Below are 13731 nucleotides of genomic sequence, written 5' to 3' on the forward strand. Positions count from 1 at the left end.
ATGCCGGCCGCTAGGCGGTAGCGGCTTCGGCAGGTTGCGCTTGCGCGCGTTGCTGCAATTGGGCGACCAGCGCATTGGCCAGGTCGCGGGAAACGGGTTGCCAGTCGTTCGCGTCGACGACGCGCCCGGACGCATCGTGGGCGCCGGCGGTCACCATGTCGACGGTTTCCAGGCCGGCATAGCCACACGGGTTGATCTGCGTGAAGGGCGACAGGTCCATCGCCAGGTTCAGGCTCACGCCGTGGTAGCTGCAGCCGTTGCGGATCTTCAGCCCCAGCGCAGCGATCTTGGCGCCAGCATGCGGCCCGCTCGACAGGTAGATGCCGGGGGCGCCAGCCTTGCGTTCGGAGGCGACATTATACGTGGCGAGCGTCTCGATGACGGCCGCTTCAATGGCGTCGACCAGCGCCTTCACGAACAGCCCGCGGCGGCGCAGATCGAGCAAAAGGTAAGCAACGACTTGGCCGGGGCCGTGGTAAGTGATCTGTCCGCCACGGTCGACTTTGACCAACGGGATGTTGCCGGGGGCCAACAGATGTGCCGGATCACCGGCCAGACCGAGCGTGAACACCGGCGGGTGTTCGACCAGCCAGATCGTGTCGGGGGTGTCGGGACCGCCGGGTTTGTTGCGGTTGGCGGTGAAGGTCTGCATTTCGTCGAAGCAGGCGGCGTAGTCCAGCAAGCCGCGTTCGACGATGTCAATCGGAATCATGCTCGCGAGTGTATCGCAGGGCCGCCGATGGCGCCGGGGCGCCTTTGCCCAGTCGGCTCGTAGGGTTGGCCTCAAAAAACGATGCCGGTGCGATGGGATGCATCGCACCGGCATCGGGCTTTCGCGGCATCGGCCGCAAAAGGAGGCTAAAACGGGTCCGGCGTGCTCAGGTGGCCAGCTCAGGCCGCCACGATCGGCGTTTCGGCGTGCTCATTCCAGCCGAGCGCGGCCAGCGTATGCCGCCAGCCATCTGTCACGTGCCACGGTTTGCGCGGCATGTGGCCATCTACCGCTTCCATCGCCAGCGACACCGGGCCGGCGGCTTTCGGATCGACCGAGACAACGATTTCCTCGCCGCGCGTGACGGCGACGCTGCCGCCAGCGTGCAGCCATTCGTCGCCGGCTTTGTTCTCGTGCGTGACCCACACGTCACGGCCAAAAGCTTCTTCAACCCGCAGGTTCTGGTTCGCTGGCATACGCAGTGCCACCACTTCGCCGGGTTGGAGAGTGAATACAATTTTTGTTAGTACAGCTTTCATGATCGGCTCCTTCACGGCATCGAGGCGGGGCCTGCCGTGGAAGTAGTCTAGGTGGTTGGTTGCCTAGTACAAAACGATATATATTGTTGTCTTTGATAGTGCAGCTCACATAGAGATAAGAAGCAGCACAACAAAATCCGGAGGGAATATGACGGAGATCCGCGAACCGATGCGCCTGCCCCCGCTGGGCGCACTGCGGGTGTTCGAGGCGGCGGCCCGCTATGAGAGTTTTTCGCGCGCGGCGACGGAGTTGTTCGTCACGCACGGCGCGGTCAGCCACCAGATGCGCGCATTGGAGGAAGATCTCGGTGTGCCGCTGTTCGAGCGGCGCGGCAAGCGCGTCACGCTCACCCATGCGGGCCGTGTCTACGCCGATCGCGTGCGCGAGGCGCTTGACCAGATCGCCCAGGCCACGCACCAGTTGCGCGCCGGCAACCGTGACAACCGTCTGGCCATCAGCACCATGCCCTCGTTTGCCGCGCGCTGGCTCACACCGCATATCGGCACCTTCATCGAAAAGCACCCCGAACTGGAGGTGGAGTTGTTCTCCAGCCCCGCGCTGGTCGATTTCGGGCGTGAAGAGGTGGATGTGGCGTTGCGCATGGGCTCGGGCAACTATCCGGGCCTGTATGTGGAGAAGCTGCTCGACGACGTGTTCTTCCCGATCTGCAGCCCGTCGTACAACGGTGGCCGCCTGCCGTGCACGCTGGCCGAGATGGCGGGCATGACCTTGCTGCGCAGCGAGGGCGAGGACTGGACGCCCTGGTTCGAGGCCGCTGGTATGGAGGGGTTTGTCGAGCCGCGCGGTGGGCTGATGTTCCAGGATTCATCGCTGCTGCTGCAGGCGGCAGCGGCGGGGCAGGGCATCGCGCTGATCCGCCCGACATTGGCCTTCAACGAGTTGCTGGCCGGCCGCGTGGTGCGCCTGTTCGAGACGACAACGCCATGCCCGTGGAACTACTACTTCGTCTGCCCCCACAGCGCGCTGCAAACACCCAAGATGCAGGCGTTCCGTGCATGGTTGCTACCGGAGATTGCCGCGTTCAAGCTCAAGCTGGAGCGGTTGATGGACGACAACACTGTCTGCCTGGGCCACGTCGCCAAAGGGTGATGCCGGATCGGCTTCGCAAAAGCAAACGCCCCGGCATGACCGGGGCGTTTTGCTTGGTGCGCGAGGCGCCTTACAGCACGATCTTGACCATCGGGTGGCTGGTCAGCGCCTGGTACAGCGCATCGAGCTGCTCACGGCTGGTGGCGCGCACGATCACCGTCAGGCCGAGGTAGTTGCCGCTCGACGACGGGCGCATTTCCAAGCGACCGGCGTGGAACTCCGGATCGTGCTGCTGCACCAGCTTGACGATCGTCTCGGCAAAATCATCCTGCATCGCCCCCATCACCTTGATGGGGAAGTCGCTCGGATACTCGATCAGCGATTGCTCGGGCGGGATGTGGCCCGGCGGCGGGGGTGTGTGCGAAGAAGTCATGTCGAAGTAAATGGGGTCGATTACTTCTTTTTAAACCACAGCTTGACCGTGTCGATCGTGCGGCCGATGAAGCCGGCTTCCGGAACGGCTTCCAGCGCCACCACCGGGAATTCCGACACCACGGTCGAGCCGTCCATCACCTTGACCGTGCCAAGCTGCTGGCCCTGCGTGATCGGGGCGATCAGCGGATCCTTGCGCTCCAGCACCGGCTTCAGGCGAGCACCTGCGCCCTTGGGCACGGTGATCCACTTGTCTTCGGCCACGCCCAGCTTCACGGTCTTGGCCTGGCCCTTGTACACATCAGGCGTCTGCAGCGGCGCCTGGGCTTGGTACAGGCGCACGGTGTCGAAGAACTGGTAGCCGTAGTTCAGGACCTTCAGGCTTTCCTGCGTGCGGATGCCGTCGCTCTTGGTGCCGATGATGACCGACAGCAGGCGGCGATTCGCACCCGGCACATCCGGCAGCGGACGGTTGGCCGACGTGACCAGGCAGTACCCGGCCGACTTGGTGTGGCCGGTCTTGCCGCCGTCAACGGTCGGGTCGAGCCACAGCAGGCGGTTGCGGTTGGGCTGCTTGATGTTGTTATAGGTGAATTCCTTCTGCGAGTAGAACTTGTAGTCCTGCGGGAAATCCTTGATCAGTGCCGACGTCAGGATCGAAAGATCACGTGCGGTGGAATAGTGGTTCGGGTCGGGCAGGCCGGCGGCGTTGGCGAAGTGCGTGTTCTTCATGCCCAGGCGCTGCGCTTCGCGGTTCATCAGCATCACGAAGTTGGTCTCCGTGCCGCCCACGGCTTCGGCCAGCACCAGCGCGGCATCGTTGCCCGATTGCACGATCAGGCCCTGCGTCATCTCGCGCACCGAAGCGGGCTTGCCCGGCTCCAGGAACATGCGTGACTCATCTGTCTTGACGGTGCGCACGGTCTCCGTGGGCGTGATCATCTGGTCGTACTTGAGCTTGCCGTCGCGCACGGCTTCAAAGACCAGGTAGGCCGTCATCAGCTTGGTGAGCGAGGCGGGCTCAATGCGCTCATCCATGTTGGCGCCAGCGAGCACCTGGCCGCTGGTCACGTCAGTCAGCATCCACGAGCGGGCCGCGACTTGCGGGGCAGGCACGGACTGCGCCGCGGCCGGCAACGCCGTGACAAGCGTGGCTGCGGCAACAACGGTGACAGCGGCGGAAGAGAAGGCGGAAGCGGTGAAACGGGTCTGCATGGCGGGTCCTGCGGTCTGCTTGAGGAGGGTGTATCTGCGATGCCGCGCATGGGGGGAAGGCGTGGCATCCGGAAAAACAAAGGGGTTAGGGCCGTGGCGCCCAGGCGCCGGTAATGAGCTGCTTGATCAGATGCAGCTTGCGGTGGAAGAAATGATCCGCGCCCGGAATGACGATGACGGGCAATTCCTGCGGGCGCGCCCAGTTGAGTACGTCGATGAGCGGCACGGTGTCGTCCTGCTCGCCGTGGATGATGATGGTGTCAGCCGGCACCGGTGCCACGTCCCAGCGCGAGGTGGCGGTGCCGACCAGCGCCAGGCGTTCGGCGGGCGTGCCGGCCTCAGCCAGGCGGCGTGCTACCTGCGAGATGACGAAGCTGCCAAACGAGAAGCCGCCCAGTGCCAGCGGCAGCGTGGCCACATCGGCCGACCATTCGGTTTGCGTACGCATCCAGTCGAGCACCGCCAGCACGTCGTCCTGCTCGCCGATACCGTTGTCGTGCGTGCCTTCGGTCTTGCCCACGCCGCGGAAGTTCAGGCGCACCGTCACATAGCCGAGACCGACGAAGGTGCGTGCCAAGGTCTGCGCGACCTTGTTGTCCTTGGTGCCGCCAAACAGCGGGTGCGGATGGCCTACCAGTGCCAGCCCGCGTGGTGCGCCTTCCGGCAGGTCGATCGACAGGTCGATCTGTCCAACGGGGCCAGCGATCAGGCGTTCTTCGGTATGCACGTTCATGGAAATGCGAATGCGATCAGGCGTTGGCAGGGCGGTCGACCATCAGCCGTTCGACCGGTTTGCCGTCAATCAGGTGGCTCTGGATGATCTCGTCGATGTCTTCTTTGTCAACGAAGGTGTACCAGACGGCCTCGGGGTAGACCACCATCACCGGGCCGAGTTCGCAGCGGTCGAGACAGCCGGCCTTGTTGATGCGCACGCGGCCTTCGCCGTTGATGCCGAGCTCCTTGCAGCGCTTCTTGGCGTATTCCTGCATGGCCTTGGCGCCAAAGTCGGCACAGCAGCGCGAGCCGTCCTCGCGTTCGTTCAGGCAGAAGAAAACGTGGTGCTGGTAGTGGCTGCTCATGGGCGGACAGGACTGGCTCAGAGGGCTGAGGTGACGGCGCACGGGGCAGGATCTGGAAGGTTTCCAGGCACCGGGCGCACAGTGTGGATTTGCGTAACGAGCCGGCATTATACGGCCCCAGGGTGGCGACTTCCCGTGAGTTGGCCGCGCGATGCTGCGTCGCAACACGTTTTCCGGATGTCTGGACGCCCGTGTGCGCGGATTCCGGGATTGACGACGGGTGGGCCGGGTGCCATCGTAAGCACACCAGGCTGGCGCTAGGTGGCACAAGGGCTGGCGGGTTGTTGGTCAAGAAAATCAACACTGGCATAGCCCTTGCGATAAAGAACGCCCTGCCGCGGGAAACGCCGGATGCGTCGGCGTGGCAAGGCAGGAGAGAGACCACACCAGGGCGGGTCGGACCGGGCGAGCAGTTGAGCGCACGGCCGGTCTGTGACACTCGAGGAAGACATGAAAAAACCGTTCTACAAAATCCTGTACGTACAGGTGCTGACGGCCATCGTCATCGGCGTTCTGCTGGGCCATTACTCGCCCGAGTTGGCCGTGAAGATGAAGCCGCTGGGCGATGGCTTCATCCAACTGATCAAGATGGTGATCGGGCCGATCATCTTCTGTACGGTCGTCTCCGGCATTGCCGGCATGCGCGACATGAAGAAGGTGGGCCGCGTGGGCGGCAAGGCGCTGCTTTACTTTGAGGTTGTCTCGACCTTCGCGCTGATCATCGGCCTGGCCGCTGGCCACATCTTCAACCCGGGCCACGGCTTTAACGTGGACGTGAACACCATCGACGCCAAGGCCGTGGCGCAGTACGCCGCCAAGGCGCAATCGGCCAGCACGGTGGACTTCCTGCTGAACATCATCCCGAGCACGGTGGTGGATGCCTTCGCCAAGGGCGACATCCTGCAGATCCTGCTGATCGCGCTGCTGTTTGGCGGTGCGCTCTCGGCCATGGGTGAACGCGCGCAGATGGTGACGGACTTCATCGACCAGATCTCGCACGTGTTCTTCCGCATCGTGCACGTCATCACGCGCGTGGCCCCCATCGGCGCGTTCGGTGCGATGGCCTTCACCATCGGCAAATACGGCGTGATCTCGCTGGTGCCGCTGCTCAAGCTGGTCGGCACGTTCTATCTGACGGCCATCATCTTCGTGGTGGTGGTGCTGGGCATCATTGCGCGGCTGGTCGGCTTCAACATCTTCCGCTTTGTCGCGTACATCAAGGAAGAGCTGCTGATCGTGCTGGGCACGAGCTCGTCGGAATCGGCGCTGCCGCACCTGATGGAAAAGATGGAGAAGCTGGGCTGCTCGAAGTCGGTGGTGGGCCTGGTGGTTCCGACCGGGTATTCGTTCAACCTGGACGGCACCAACATCTACATGACGATGGCGGTGATCTTTATCTCGCAGGCGCTGAACATCGAGCTGACCTGGACGCAGCAACTGACCATCCTGGCCGTTGCCATGCTGACCTCGAAGGGCGCATCGGGCATCACCGGCGCGGGCTTCATCACGCTGGCGGCTACGCTGGCCGTGGTGCCGGATATTCCGGTGGCAGGCATGGTGCTGATTCTCGGTATCGACCGCTTCATGAGCGAGTGCCGCGCGCTGACCAACATTACCGGCAACGGTGTGGCCTGCGTGGTGATCTCGGCGTGGGAACGCGAGCTGGATCGCGCCAAGCTGGCTCGCGTGCTGTCGGGCAACCGCAGCGACGAAGGCGTGCCGGCCACCCCGGCAGCCTGATCGGGCAACACTGGCAGGCGCCTGCGGGCGCCGCCGTTTGAAAGCGTATGATTGCGGGGCCCGTCTTCCAGGCGGCCCCGCTTCTTATTTGGAGCGCCTCGCTCGTGACACGCACGACGGCCCGAGTGGATGGAGCGGCTTTGGAAGACACGGCAGGGATCTCAGCCCCCGCACGCTCCGCCGCCCACCTCCAACCGATGTCCGATCCTGATTTTTCGTTCACTAGCGCCTCCGGCTCGCGACGCGGGTTCTGGTGGCTGGTGGCGGCCGGGCTTGTGGCGCTGATGACTGTGGTGTGCGCGACCACCTTTGTGGTGACGTGGAACCGCGGTCTCGCGCAGGCGCAACAAGCCGCCGGCGGCCGTGTCGACCGCTACGCCGCCAACCTCAAGAGCACACTCGACCGCTACGAGTACCTGCCGGCGCTGGTGGCGCTGCATCCGTTCATTCACGATCTGCTGGCCAACCCGACGCTGGCCAACGTCGAACGCGCCAACCGCTACCTGCGCGAGGTCAATGACCGCGCACACGCCACCGCCACCTACGTGATTGCCCCCAGCGGCAGGGCGATGGCGGCCTCCAACTACAACCAGCCCGACAGCTTTGTCGGCGCGGAATACCTGTTCCGGCCGTATTTCCAGCAGGCGGCGGCGGGCCACGTCGGGCGCTTCTACGGTATCGGCATCACGCGCGAAGAGCCGGGCTACTACATCTCGCAGCCGGTCATGCAAGACGGCCGCGTGATTGGCGTGACGGTGGTCAAGCTCAACCTCGAATGGTTTGGCCGCGCCAGTCACGATGCGTCGGAGCCCGTGATGGTGTCCGACGAGAACGGCGTGATCTTCCTGTCCTCCGTACCAGCATGGCAGTACCGCACGGTCGAGCCCTTGACGCCGCATCTGCAGGCGCAGTTGGAATCCACCCGCCAGTACTACCGCAAGCAGATCACGCCGCTGCCGCTGCAGCCTGAGGCACCGGCGTTTCTGCGCTTGACCGGGCGCTTGCCCGAGGGCGCCGAGCTTGTGCGCATCGGCGAGCGCCTGAACGCGACGCGCTATCTGCAGGTCTCGCGCGATCTGGTCGAACCCGATTGGACGCTGATGTACCTCACGCCAGTCGATCCGGTGATGAGTGCCGCGCGCAGCGCCACCGTGGCCGCCGCGTTTGCCTTCGCGTTTGCGTGCCTGCTGCTGTTCTATTGGCGCCAGCGTCGTCTGCGCATGATGGAAATGCTGCGCAGCCGCAGGATGCTCGAAACCGCGTATGACCAACTTGAACGCCGCGTCGAAGACCGCACGGCCGACCTGATGGCCACCAATGAGCAGCTCCAGCACGAGATCATCGACCGCACGCGCGCCGAGGCCGAATTGCGCGCCACGCAAGACGAACTCGTACAGGCCAGCAAGCTCGCCGCGCTGGGCCAGATGGCCGCCGGCATCACGCACGAGTTGAACCAGCCGCTGGCCGCACTGCGCACCTTTTCCGACAACACCCGCATCCTGTTGGAGCGCGGTCAGCACGGCGCCGCCACCGACAACCTGCAGGCCATTGCCGACCTGACTGAGCGCATGGGCAAGATCACCGCGCAGCTCAAGCTGTTTGCAGGACGCTCGCGCCGCAAGCACAGCGATGTGCAGGTTCGCGTGGCGCTTGATCACTCGCTGGCGCTGCTGCGTCCGCGCCTGGGCGATGTGCGGCTCGAACTGCACTGGCGCGTGCCCGAAGTCGAAGCCATCGTCCGCGCCGATGAACTGAAGCTTGAGCAGGTCCTCATCAACCTGATCGGCAATGCGCTGGATGCCATTGGCGCCAACGACGCCGAGCGCCCAGGCCGCATCGACATCGACATTGGTCCCGCCGAGGGCATGCCGTCGCAACTGAGTATTGCCGTGCGCGACAATGGCGCCGGCATTCCCCCCGATGCCATGCCGCACCTGTTCGAGCCCTTCTTCACCACCAAGGAGATCGGCCAGGGATTAGGCCTGGGGCTGGCGATTTCCACCAGCATTGCGCGCGACTTTGGCGGTTCACTCTCGGCAACGAACGTATCGGGTGGCGGCGCGCAATTTACGCTGACACTGGTACGCGCCGAGGTGACCTCGGCCACTCCTTCCTGACCTGTCGCTTTGATCCCTTTCTCATACGCATACGACCCATGTCCGAAGGCTTGAACGTTCTCTTCATCGAAGACGACCCGCCTGTGCGCCAGGCCACCGCGCAGAGCCTGGAGCTGGCCGGCTTCAACGTGCAGGCGTTCGGCAGCGCTGAAGAAGCCGTTGGCAAGATCGACGCCAACTTCCCCGGCGTGGTGGTGAGCGACCTGCGCCTGCCGGGCGCCAGCGGCATGGACGTGCTCGCGCATTGTCAGTCGTTCGGCACGGGGATTCCCGTGGTGCTCGTCACCGGCCATGGCGACATCACCATGGCCGTGCAGGCGATGCGCGATGGCGCGTTCGACTTTATCGAGAAGCCGTTTCCCGCCGAACGCCTGACCGAGACCGTGCGCCGCGCCGTCGAGCGCCGCGCGCTGGAGTTGGAAAACCGCGCACTGCGCCGCGAGCTGGCCGGGCCGGCAGCGGGCACGCGCATCATCGGGCGCTCGCCCGCGATGGGTGCCGTGCGCGCGTTGATCGAGAACGTGGCCACCACCGATGCGCCAGTGCTCATCAACGGCGAGACCGGCACCGGCAAGGAACTGGTCGCACGCAGCCTGCACATGCTGTCGCCGCGTCATGACAAGCCGTTCATCGCGCTCAATTGCGGCGCGGTGCCCGAGCAGATTTTCGAGAGCGAGATGTTTGGCCACGAAGCCGGCGCCTTCACGGGTGCAGGCAAGCGGCGCATCGGCAAGCTGGAGCACGCTTCGGGCGGCACGCTGTTCCTCGACGAGATCGAGAGCATGCCGATCGCGCTGCAGGTGAAGCTGCTGCGCGTGCTGCAGGAAGGCGCGCTGGAGCGGCTGGGCTCGAACGTTTCGGTACGCATCGACGTACGTATCGTGGCGGCCGCCAAGGGCGACATGGAAGCGCTGATCGACGCGGGCGGCTTCCGGCGCGACCTGTACTACCGCTTGAACGTGGTCGCCATCGACCTGCCGCCACTGCGCGAGCGCCGCGAAGACATCATCCCGCTGTTTGAGCACTTCCTGCTCGAAGCCGCCGTGCGCTACCAGCGCCCGCTGCCGATGCTGGCTGAGCGCCAGCGCCACGAGCTGATGCAATCGAGCTGGCCCGGCAACGTGCGCGAGCTGCGCAACGCGGCGGACCGTCTTGTGCTTGGCGTCGGCCGCACGCCGGTGGTGACGGACGCGTCGGAAGACGGCATGCCGCTCAAGGAGCGTGTCGAGCGGTATGAACGTACGGTGATTGCCGAGACGCTGGCGCGCACGGGTGGTTCAGTGCACCAGGCGGCGGACATCCTGCAGGTGGGCCGTGCCACGCTGTACGACAAGATCAAGCGGTATGGGCTCTGAGCTGTCGACGCTCTCAGTTGAACGGGTTCAGCACTGGAACTCTGCAACCTGAGAAGTCATCGACATTACGCGTGACGACGGTGAGCCCGTGAATGAGCGCGGTCGCCGCAATGAGCTTGTCCAAGGCGTGTTCGGGGTGCGGCACGCGAAGGCGTCCCCAAACCTGGCTCACATCGTGATCAATCGGCAGGATGCTTCGCGCAAAGTCAGTCAGCACCGAGGTCAACCACGCTTCCAGCGAGTCTGCTTGCAGGGCATCGCCGCGATGCCGGATCAACTCAACCCCGCGTCGTAGCTCACCGACTGTGACCGCGGACAGATACAGTGCCGCCTCACTGTTTTCAGCCTGACGAAAGAACGCCAGCACGCCGGGGTTTGCACGATCGCGCTTGCGAAGTTCACTGATGACGTTGGTATCAATCAAATACACGCGAGCTTTCTCCGGTGTCGTCGACGCGGGCGAAGTCCGCGTCGTTGCCCACGTTCGGCATGCTCATCAGAACTTCCGCAAGGCTCTTGCGTGGCGTGCCGCCGAGTGCTCGGGCCAGGATGTCACGATGCTCGGCTTCGGCGCTTCGGCCATGCGCAGCGGCCAATTCGCGCAGGCGTTGCACCAGACTTTCATCAATGTTTCGGACGATCAGGTTTGCCATGGTCGCTCCTTGAAGATAGCTTGATATCAATGATATCAAGCTATCCCTAAAGTGATAGCGCTTACGCTGATGTGATGAATGGCGCTCATCATTGAAAAACGCCCGGTCGATGCCGGGCATTTTTGATTGGCACTCAGCCAAGAATCGGCTTGGCCCCCGGCATCGGGTACCCGCGCTCATCCGTCGGAACCCGCTGCGTCTGGAACGCAATGAACAGCGCTTGAAACTGGCCGTCGATCTCCACGATGACGGCGCCGTCCTGTTGCGTGCCGTTCTCGCGCGAGTGGTCTTTCACGCCAGGCTGATGCACGACCGGGTTGCCCTGGTTCATGTGCGTCTCGTGCAGGCCGTTGTGCTGCGGCTCGAACAGGTAGCCGAAGCCGTAGACGGTGACATCGCCGCGCGGCGGCCAGCCTTTGCGGTCGTCGTCGCCGGAGCTGCCGTGGTAGACGTAGTCGATCGGCGCGGCGGTGCGGTCGAGTGTGAGCATGGTGTCGACCAGCGCGTTGATGTCGTTGTGCTCGGTGGCGGTATCGAGCGCAATCGGCTGCATGTTCGGGAAGTCGACCATGCCCGCGTCGCGCACGTAGTCGATGCGCGGAAATCCATCCTGATGCAAGCCCGGTTCCAGCGCGGCCAGGTCGGCTGTCATCGGCAGCTTGAAGTCCTGCGTCCACTGATAGAGCACGTGGTAGCCGGCCTCGCCCGCACCAGGCATGGTCGAATCGGATTTCACGTTGGCGAGCACGACAAACTCCGAACCGTCCGGCGCCTCCACCACGATCGCGTAGTGCGGATTGCCGTTGTAGCCATCAAGGTAGGGCACGCCAAATTTCAGCTTGCCCTTGAACATGCAGTAGTGATTGGCCATGCGACTGTTCCCTCTTGCTGTGTGTTCTGGGCAGCTATTGCAGCAGACCCGCGTGAACCTTGTGTGGAACCCGCTGCGCCGCAAATGAAAACGCCCGGCATCGACCGGGCGTTCTGATGGGTAGGGAGAGCGCTCAGGCCTGCTTGCCCAGCGTGTCTTTCAGGAGCGTATCGAACGAACTCCACTCCGGCTCGCCCACGTAGCGCTTGAGGATGCGGCCGTCACGGTCGACCAGGAAGGTGGTGGGGGTGAGTTGCACGTCGCCGAAAGCCTTGGCGGCGGAGCCATCGGCGTCCATCGCTACCTTGAAGGGCAACTGGCGCGTCTGGCTGAAGTTCATCACGTACATCGGTGCGTCATAGCTCATCGCCACGGCCACGTACTCCAGGCCCTGACCCTTGTACTTGTTGTACGTCTGGATCATGTTGGGCATTTCCTTGACGCACGTGGTGCAGCTCGTCGCCCAGAAGTTGACGAGGTAGACCTTGCCCTTCAAGTCTTGCGTGGAGAGCTTCTGCCCATCAAGCAGCGTGAAGGTGGCCGCCGGCACGTGTTGCGACGGCGAAAACGCGCGCCAGCCGAACCAGCCGGCAACTGCCAGCACCAGCACGATGACGGGCAGCAGCCAGCGGCGGCCGGAAGCGGCAGCGGGCGTGGCAGCAGCAGAGGAAGTCAGGGTCGAGGCCATATCGGCAACGGCTCCGGAAATGGGGAACAAACATCTATTGTAGGCCCGTCGCGCCGAGCCCGCTGGCTGGCTGCGACATTCTGTCTATTGCGATTTCAGCGTCACTTGCCGCTGGCGAGCGCCGTTTCGTAAAGCGCCAGGTCCGCCGCGGAGAAGCAGCAGAAGGTGATTTCGTCGAGGCCCGTGCCGTGCTCGCGTGCCATGCGCACGGCAATCGGTGCGGCCAGGTGCGGCGGAAAACCATACACGCCGGTGCTGATGCACGGAAACGCGATGGTGCGCACGCCGTGCTGCCGGGCAAGCACCAGGCTGTTGCGATAGCAGGAGGCCAGCAGCGTCGCCTCGTCCTGTCGGCCGCCGCGCCAGATTGGCCCGACGGTGTGGATAACGTAGCGCGCGGGCAGGCTGAAGCCGGGCGTGAGCTTGGCCTCCCCGGTGCGGCAGCCGTGGAGTGCACGACACGCCTCCAGCAATGCCGGCCCGGCGGCGCGGTGGATGGCGCCGTCTACACCACCGCCGCCCAGCAGCGAACTGTTGGCGGCGTTGACGATGGCGTCGCAGTCGAGCGTCGTGATGTCGCCGCGCAGGGCTCGCAGGGTGCTGGTTGGGGGAGGCATGGCACGGTCCTTGAGGATGCGGCGGCGGTCTCTGCTCGATAATAGGCCGCTGGTGGCCCGACAAAACAAGACGGAGGCGGCGTGGCAGTCACAACAACGGCAGGTTGGCGGATAGGTTTAGGCGTGGCAGCGTGCGTGCTGCTGATGGCGTGCTCGCCCAAGTACGACTGGCGCACGGTGCACTCCGACGAAGGGGCCTACACCGTCGACTACCCCGCCAAGCCCACCGCCGAGGCCCGCCCTATCGCCATCAACGGCCAGCGCCTGCCGATGACGATGCAGGCCGCCAGCATCGATGGCGCGCTGTTCGCCATCGGCGTGGTGGTGTTGCCGGCAGATGATCCGGTCTGGCGCCGGCAGGCGGTGGATGCCCTGCGTGCCGGGCTGTCAGCCAACCTCAAGGGCAACGTGGCCGTGCGCGACATTGCCGTGAAGACGGCCGCACAACCGCCGCTGTCGCTGCCCGCAGTGGAGCTGGTTACCCAGGGCGCGGGCGGTGACGACCCCGCGCCGCGCCGCCTGACCGCCCGCGTTGTCGCCACCGGCAAGCACGCCTATCAGGCGGTCGTGCTGGAATCTGGAGATGCTGCACGGGATGCGCGTCAGCAGGAACAGGTCGAGCAATTCCTCGCCAGCTTCCATCCTTACTAGGGCGGGCCAGC

16 protein-coding genes are annotated in these 13731 nt (G+C 64.3%); 5 read left to right on the forward strand and 11 right to left on the reverse strand.

All coding sequences use genetic code 11. The features are described 5' to 3' along the window. Positions 1 to 10 precede the first annotated feature (10 nt). Both lipB and F7R11_RS04055 read right to left on the reverse strand, forming a co-directional pair. Positions 11 to 712: a lipoyl(octanoyl) transferase LipB gene (lipB, locus tag F7R11_RS04050; protein ID WP_064801372.1), complete on the reverse strand. Its 702-nt coding sequence runs from the start codon at positions 710 to 712 to the stop codon at positions 11 to 13. Positions 713 to 891: 179 nt separating this feature from the next. After that, positions 892 to 1251, reverse strand: a complete 360-nt coding sequence (locus F7R11_RS04055; RefSeq protein ID WP_064801373.1) for a DUF2917 domain-containing protein — start codon at positions 1249 to 1251, stop codon at positions 892 to 894. Between the two features lie 148 nt (positions 1252 to 1399). Between F7R11_RS04055 and F7R11_RS04060 the strand changes: the two genes are divergently transcribed. Beyond that, positions 1400 to 2362, forward strand: coding sequence for a transcriptional regulator GcvA (locus tag F7R11_RS04060; RefSeq protein WP_064801375.1), 963 nt, complete (start codon positions 1400 to 1402; stop codon positions 2360 to 2362). A gap of 70 nt (positions 2363 to 2432) precedes the next feature. Here F7R11_RS04060 and F7R11_RS04065 read toward each other — a convergent pair whose 3' ends face one another. The 4 genes from F7R11_RS04065 to F7R11_RS04080 form a co-directional block, all read right to left on the reverse strand. Further along, on the reverse strand, positions 2433 to 2735 hold the full coding sequence (locus F7R11_RS04065) for a DUF493 family protein (protein ID WP_021196295.1): 303 nt from the start codon (positions 2733 to 2735) through the stop codon (positions 2433 to 2435). A 20-nt stretch (positions 2736 to 2755) separates the two neighbouring features. Beyond that, positions 2756 to 3949, reverse strand: a complete 1194-nt coding sequence (locus F7R11_RS04070) for a D-alanyl-D-alanine carboxypeptidase family protein (protein ID WP_064801377.1) — start codon at positions 3947 to 3949, stop codon at positions 2756 to 2758. Between the two features lie 85 nt (positions 3950 to 4034). Next, the gene (locus F7R11_RS04075) at positions 4035 to 4682 is read right to left on the reverse strand and encodes an alpha/beta hydrolase (RefSeq protein ID WP_064801379.1); all 648 of its coding nucleotides are present in this window, start codon (positions 4680 to 4682) and stop codon (positions 4035 to 4037) included. A gap of 16 nt (positions 4683 to 4698) precedes the next feature. Then, positions 4699 to 5028, reverse strand: coding sequence for a (2Fe-2S) ferredoxin domain-containing protein (locus F7R11_RS04080; protein ID WP_021196298.1), 330 nt, complete (start codon positions 5026 to 5028; stop codon positions 4699 to 4701). Positions 5029 to 5478: 450 nt separating this feature from the next. Between F7R11_RS04080 and F7R11_RS04085 the strand changes: the two genes are divergently transcribed. The 3 genes from F7R11_RS04085 to F7R11_RS04095 all read left to right on the forward strand — a co-directional run bounded on the left by F7R11_RS04085 (position 5479) and on the right by F7R11_RS04095 (position 10240). Continuing rightward, entirely contained in the window at positions 5479 to 6768 is a 1290-nt protein-coding gene (locus tag F7R11_RS04085) for a dicarboxylate/amino acid:cation symporter (protein ID WP_021196299.1), read from the forward strand. 197 nt (positions 6769 to 6965) lie between these two features. Next, positions 6966 to 8885, forward strand: a complete 1920-nt coding sequence (locus F7R11_RS04090; RefSeq protein WP_231973146.1) for a sensor histidine kinase — start codon at positions 6966 to 6968, stop codon at positions 8883 to 8885. A gap of 38 nt (positions 8886 to 8923) precedes the next feature. After that, positions 8924 to 10240, forward strand: coding sequence for a sigma-54-dependent transcriptional regulator (locus tag F7R11_RS04095; RefSeq protein WP_021196301.1), 1317 nt, complete (start codon positions 8924 to 8926; stop codon positions 10238 to 10240). Positions 10241 to 10253: 13 nt separating this feature from the next. Here F7R11_RS04095 and F7R11_RS04100 read toward each other — a convergent pair whose 3' ends face one another. The 5 genes from F7R11_RS04100 to F7R11_RS04120 all read right to left on the reverse strand — a co-directional run bounded on the left by F7R11_RS04100 (position 10254) and on the right by F7R11_RS04120 (position 13069). Next, positions 10254 to 10670 carry a type II toxin-antitoxin system VapC family toxin gene (locus F7R11_RS04100; protein WP_064801383.1) on the reverse strand — a complete coding sequence of 139 codons (417 nt, stop codon included), beginning with the start codon at positions 10668 to 10670 and terminating at the stop codon, positions 10254 to 10256. After that, positions 10657 to 10893 carry a FitA-like ribbon-helix-helix domain-containing protein gene (locus F7R11_RS04105; protein WP_064801385.1) on the reverse strand — a complete coding sequence of 79 codons (237 nt, stop codon included), beginning with the start codon at positions 10891 to 10893 and terminating at the stop codon, positions 10657 to 10659. The genes F7R11_RS04100 and F7R11_RS04105 overlap by 14 nt, the downstream gene beginning before the upstream one ends. A gap of 133 nt (positions 10894 to 11026) precedes the next feature. Beyond that, positions 11027 to 11764 (reverse strand): DUF2278 family protein, encoded by a 738-nt coding sequence (locus tag F7R11_RS04110; protein ID WP_064801394.1) that lies wholly within the window; start codon positions 11762 to 11764, stop codon positions 11027 to 11029. Between the two features lie 133 nt (positions 11765 to 11897). After that, the gene (locus F7R11_RS04115) at positions 11898 to 12452 is read right to left on the reverse strand and encodes a TlpA disulfide reductase family protein (protein WP_021196303.1); all 555 of its coding nucleotides are present in this window, start codon (positions 12450 to 12452) and stop codon (positions 11898 to 11900) included. Positions 12453 to 12553: 101 nt separating this feature from the next. Then, the gene (locus F7R11_RS04120) at positions 12554 to 13069 is read right to left on the reverse strand and encodes an O-acetyl-ADP-ribose deacetylase (RefSeq protein ID WP_064801396.1); all 516 of its coding nucleotides are present in this window, start codon (positions 13067 to 13069) and stop codon (positions 12554 to 12556) included. 81 nt (positions 13070 to 13150) lie between these two features. Between F7R11_RS04120 and F7R11_RS04125 the strand changes: the two genes are divergently transcribed. Continuing rightward, on the forward strand, positions 13151 to 13720 hold the full coding sequence (locus F7R11_RS04125; protein WP_064801399.1) for a hypothetical protein: 570 nt from the start codon (positions 13151 to 13153) through the stop codon (positions 13718 to 13720). Positions 13721 to 13731: the final 11 nt, after the last annotated feature.

Origin of the sequence: Ralstonia insidiosa, from assembly GCF_008801405.1 — a bacterium.
GTDB lineage: Bacteria > Pseudomonadota > Gammaproteobacteria > Burkholderiales > Burkholderiaceae > Ralstonia > Ralstonia insidiosa.

Excerpts from the sequence above, each read along its gene's own strand:
- F7R11_RS04120 (WP_064801396.1), bottom strand. The coding sequence starts at position 13,069 with ATGCCTCCCCCAACCAGCACCCTGCGAGCCCTGCGCGGCGACATCACG.
- F7R11_RS04095 (WP_021196301.1), top strand. The coding sequence starts at position 8,924 with ATGTCCGAAGGCTTGAACGTTCTCTTCATCGAAGACGACCCGCCTGTG.
- F7R11_RS04075 (WP_064801379.1), bottom strand. The coding sequence starts at position 4,682 with ATGAACGTGCATACCGAAGAACGCCTGATCGCTGGCCCCGTTGGACAG.
- F7R11_RS04065 (WP_021196295.1), bottom strand. The coding sequence starts at position 2,735 with ATGACTTCTTCGCACACACCCCCGCCGCCGGGCCACATCCCGCCCGAG.
- F7R11_RS04105 (WP_064801385.1), bottom strand. The coding sequence starts at position 10,893 with ATGGCAAACCTGATCGTCCGAAACATTGATGAAAGTCTGGTGCAACGC.
- F7R11_RS04080 (WP_021196298.1), bottom strand. The coding sequence starts at position 5,028 with ATGAGCAGCCACTACCAGCACCACGTTTTCTTCTGCCTGAACGAACGC.
- F7R11_RS04055 (WP_064801373.1), bottom strand. The coding sequence starts at position 1,251 with ATGAAAGCTGTACTAACAAAAATTGTATTCACTCTCCAACCCGGCGAA.
- lipB (WP_064801372.1), bottom strand. The coding sequence starts at position 712 with ATGATTCCGATTGACATCGTCGAACGCGGCTTGCTGGACTACGCCGCC.
- F7R11_RS04070 (WP_064801377.1), bottom strand. The coding sequence starts at position 3,949 with ATGCAGACCCGTTTCACCGCTTCCGCCTTCTCTTCCGCCGCTGTCACC.
- F7R11_RS04115 (WP_021196303.1), bottom strand. The coding sequence starts at position 12,452 with ATGGCCTCGACCCTGACTTCCTCTGCTGCTGCCACGCCCGCTGCCGCT.
- F7R11_RS04110 (WP_064801394.1), bottom strand. The coding sequence starts at position 11,764 with ATGGCCAATCACTACTGCATGTTCAAGGGCAAGCTGAAATTTGGCGTG.
- F7R11_RS04060 (WP_064801375.1), top strand. The coding sequence starts at position 1,400 with ATGACGGAGATCCGCGAACCGATGCGCCTGCCCCCGCTGGGCGCACTG.
- F7R11_RS04085 (WP_021196299.1), top strand. The coding sequence starts at position 5,479 with ATGAAAAAACCGTTCTACAAAATCCTGTACGTACAGGTGCTGACGGCC.
- F7R11_RS04090 (WP_231973146.1), top strand. The coding sequence starts at position 6,966 with ATGTCCGATCCTGATTTTTCGTTCACTAGCGCCTCCGGCTCGCGACGC.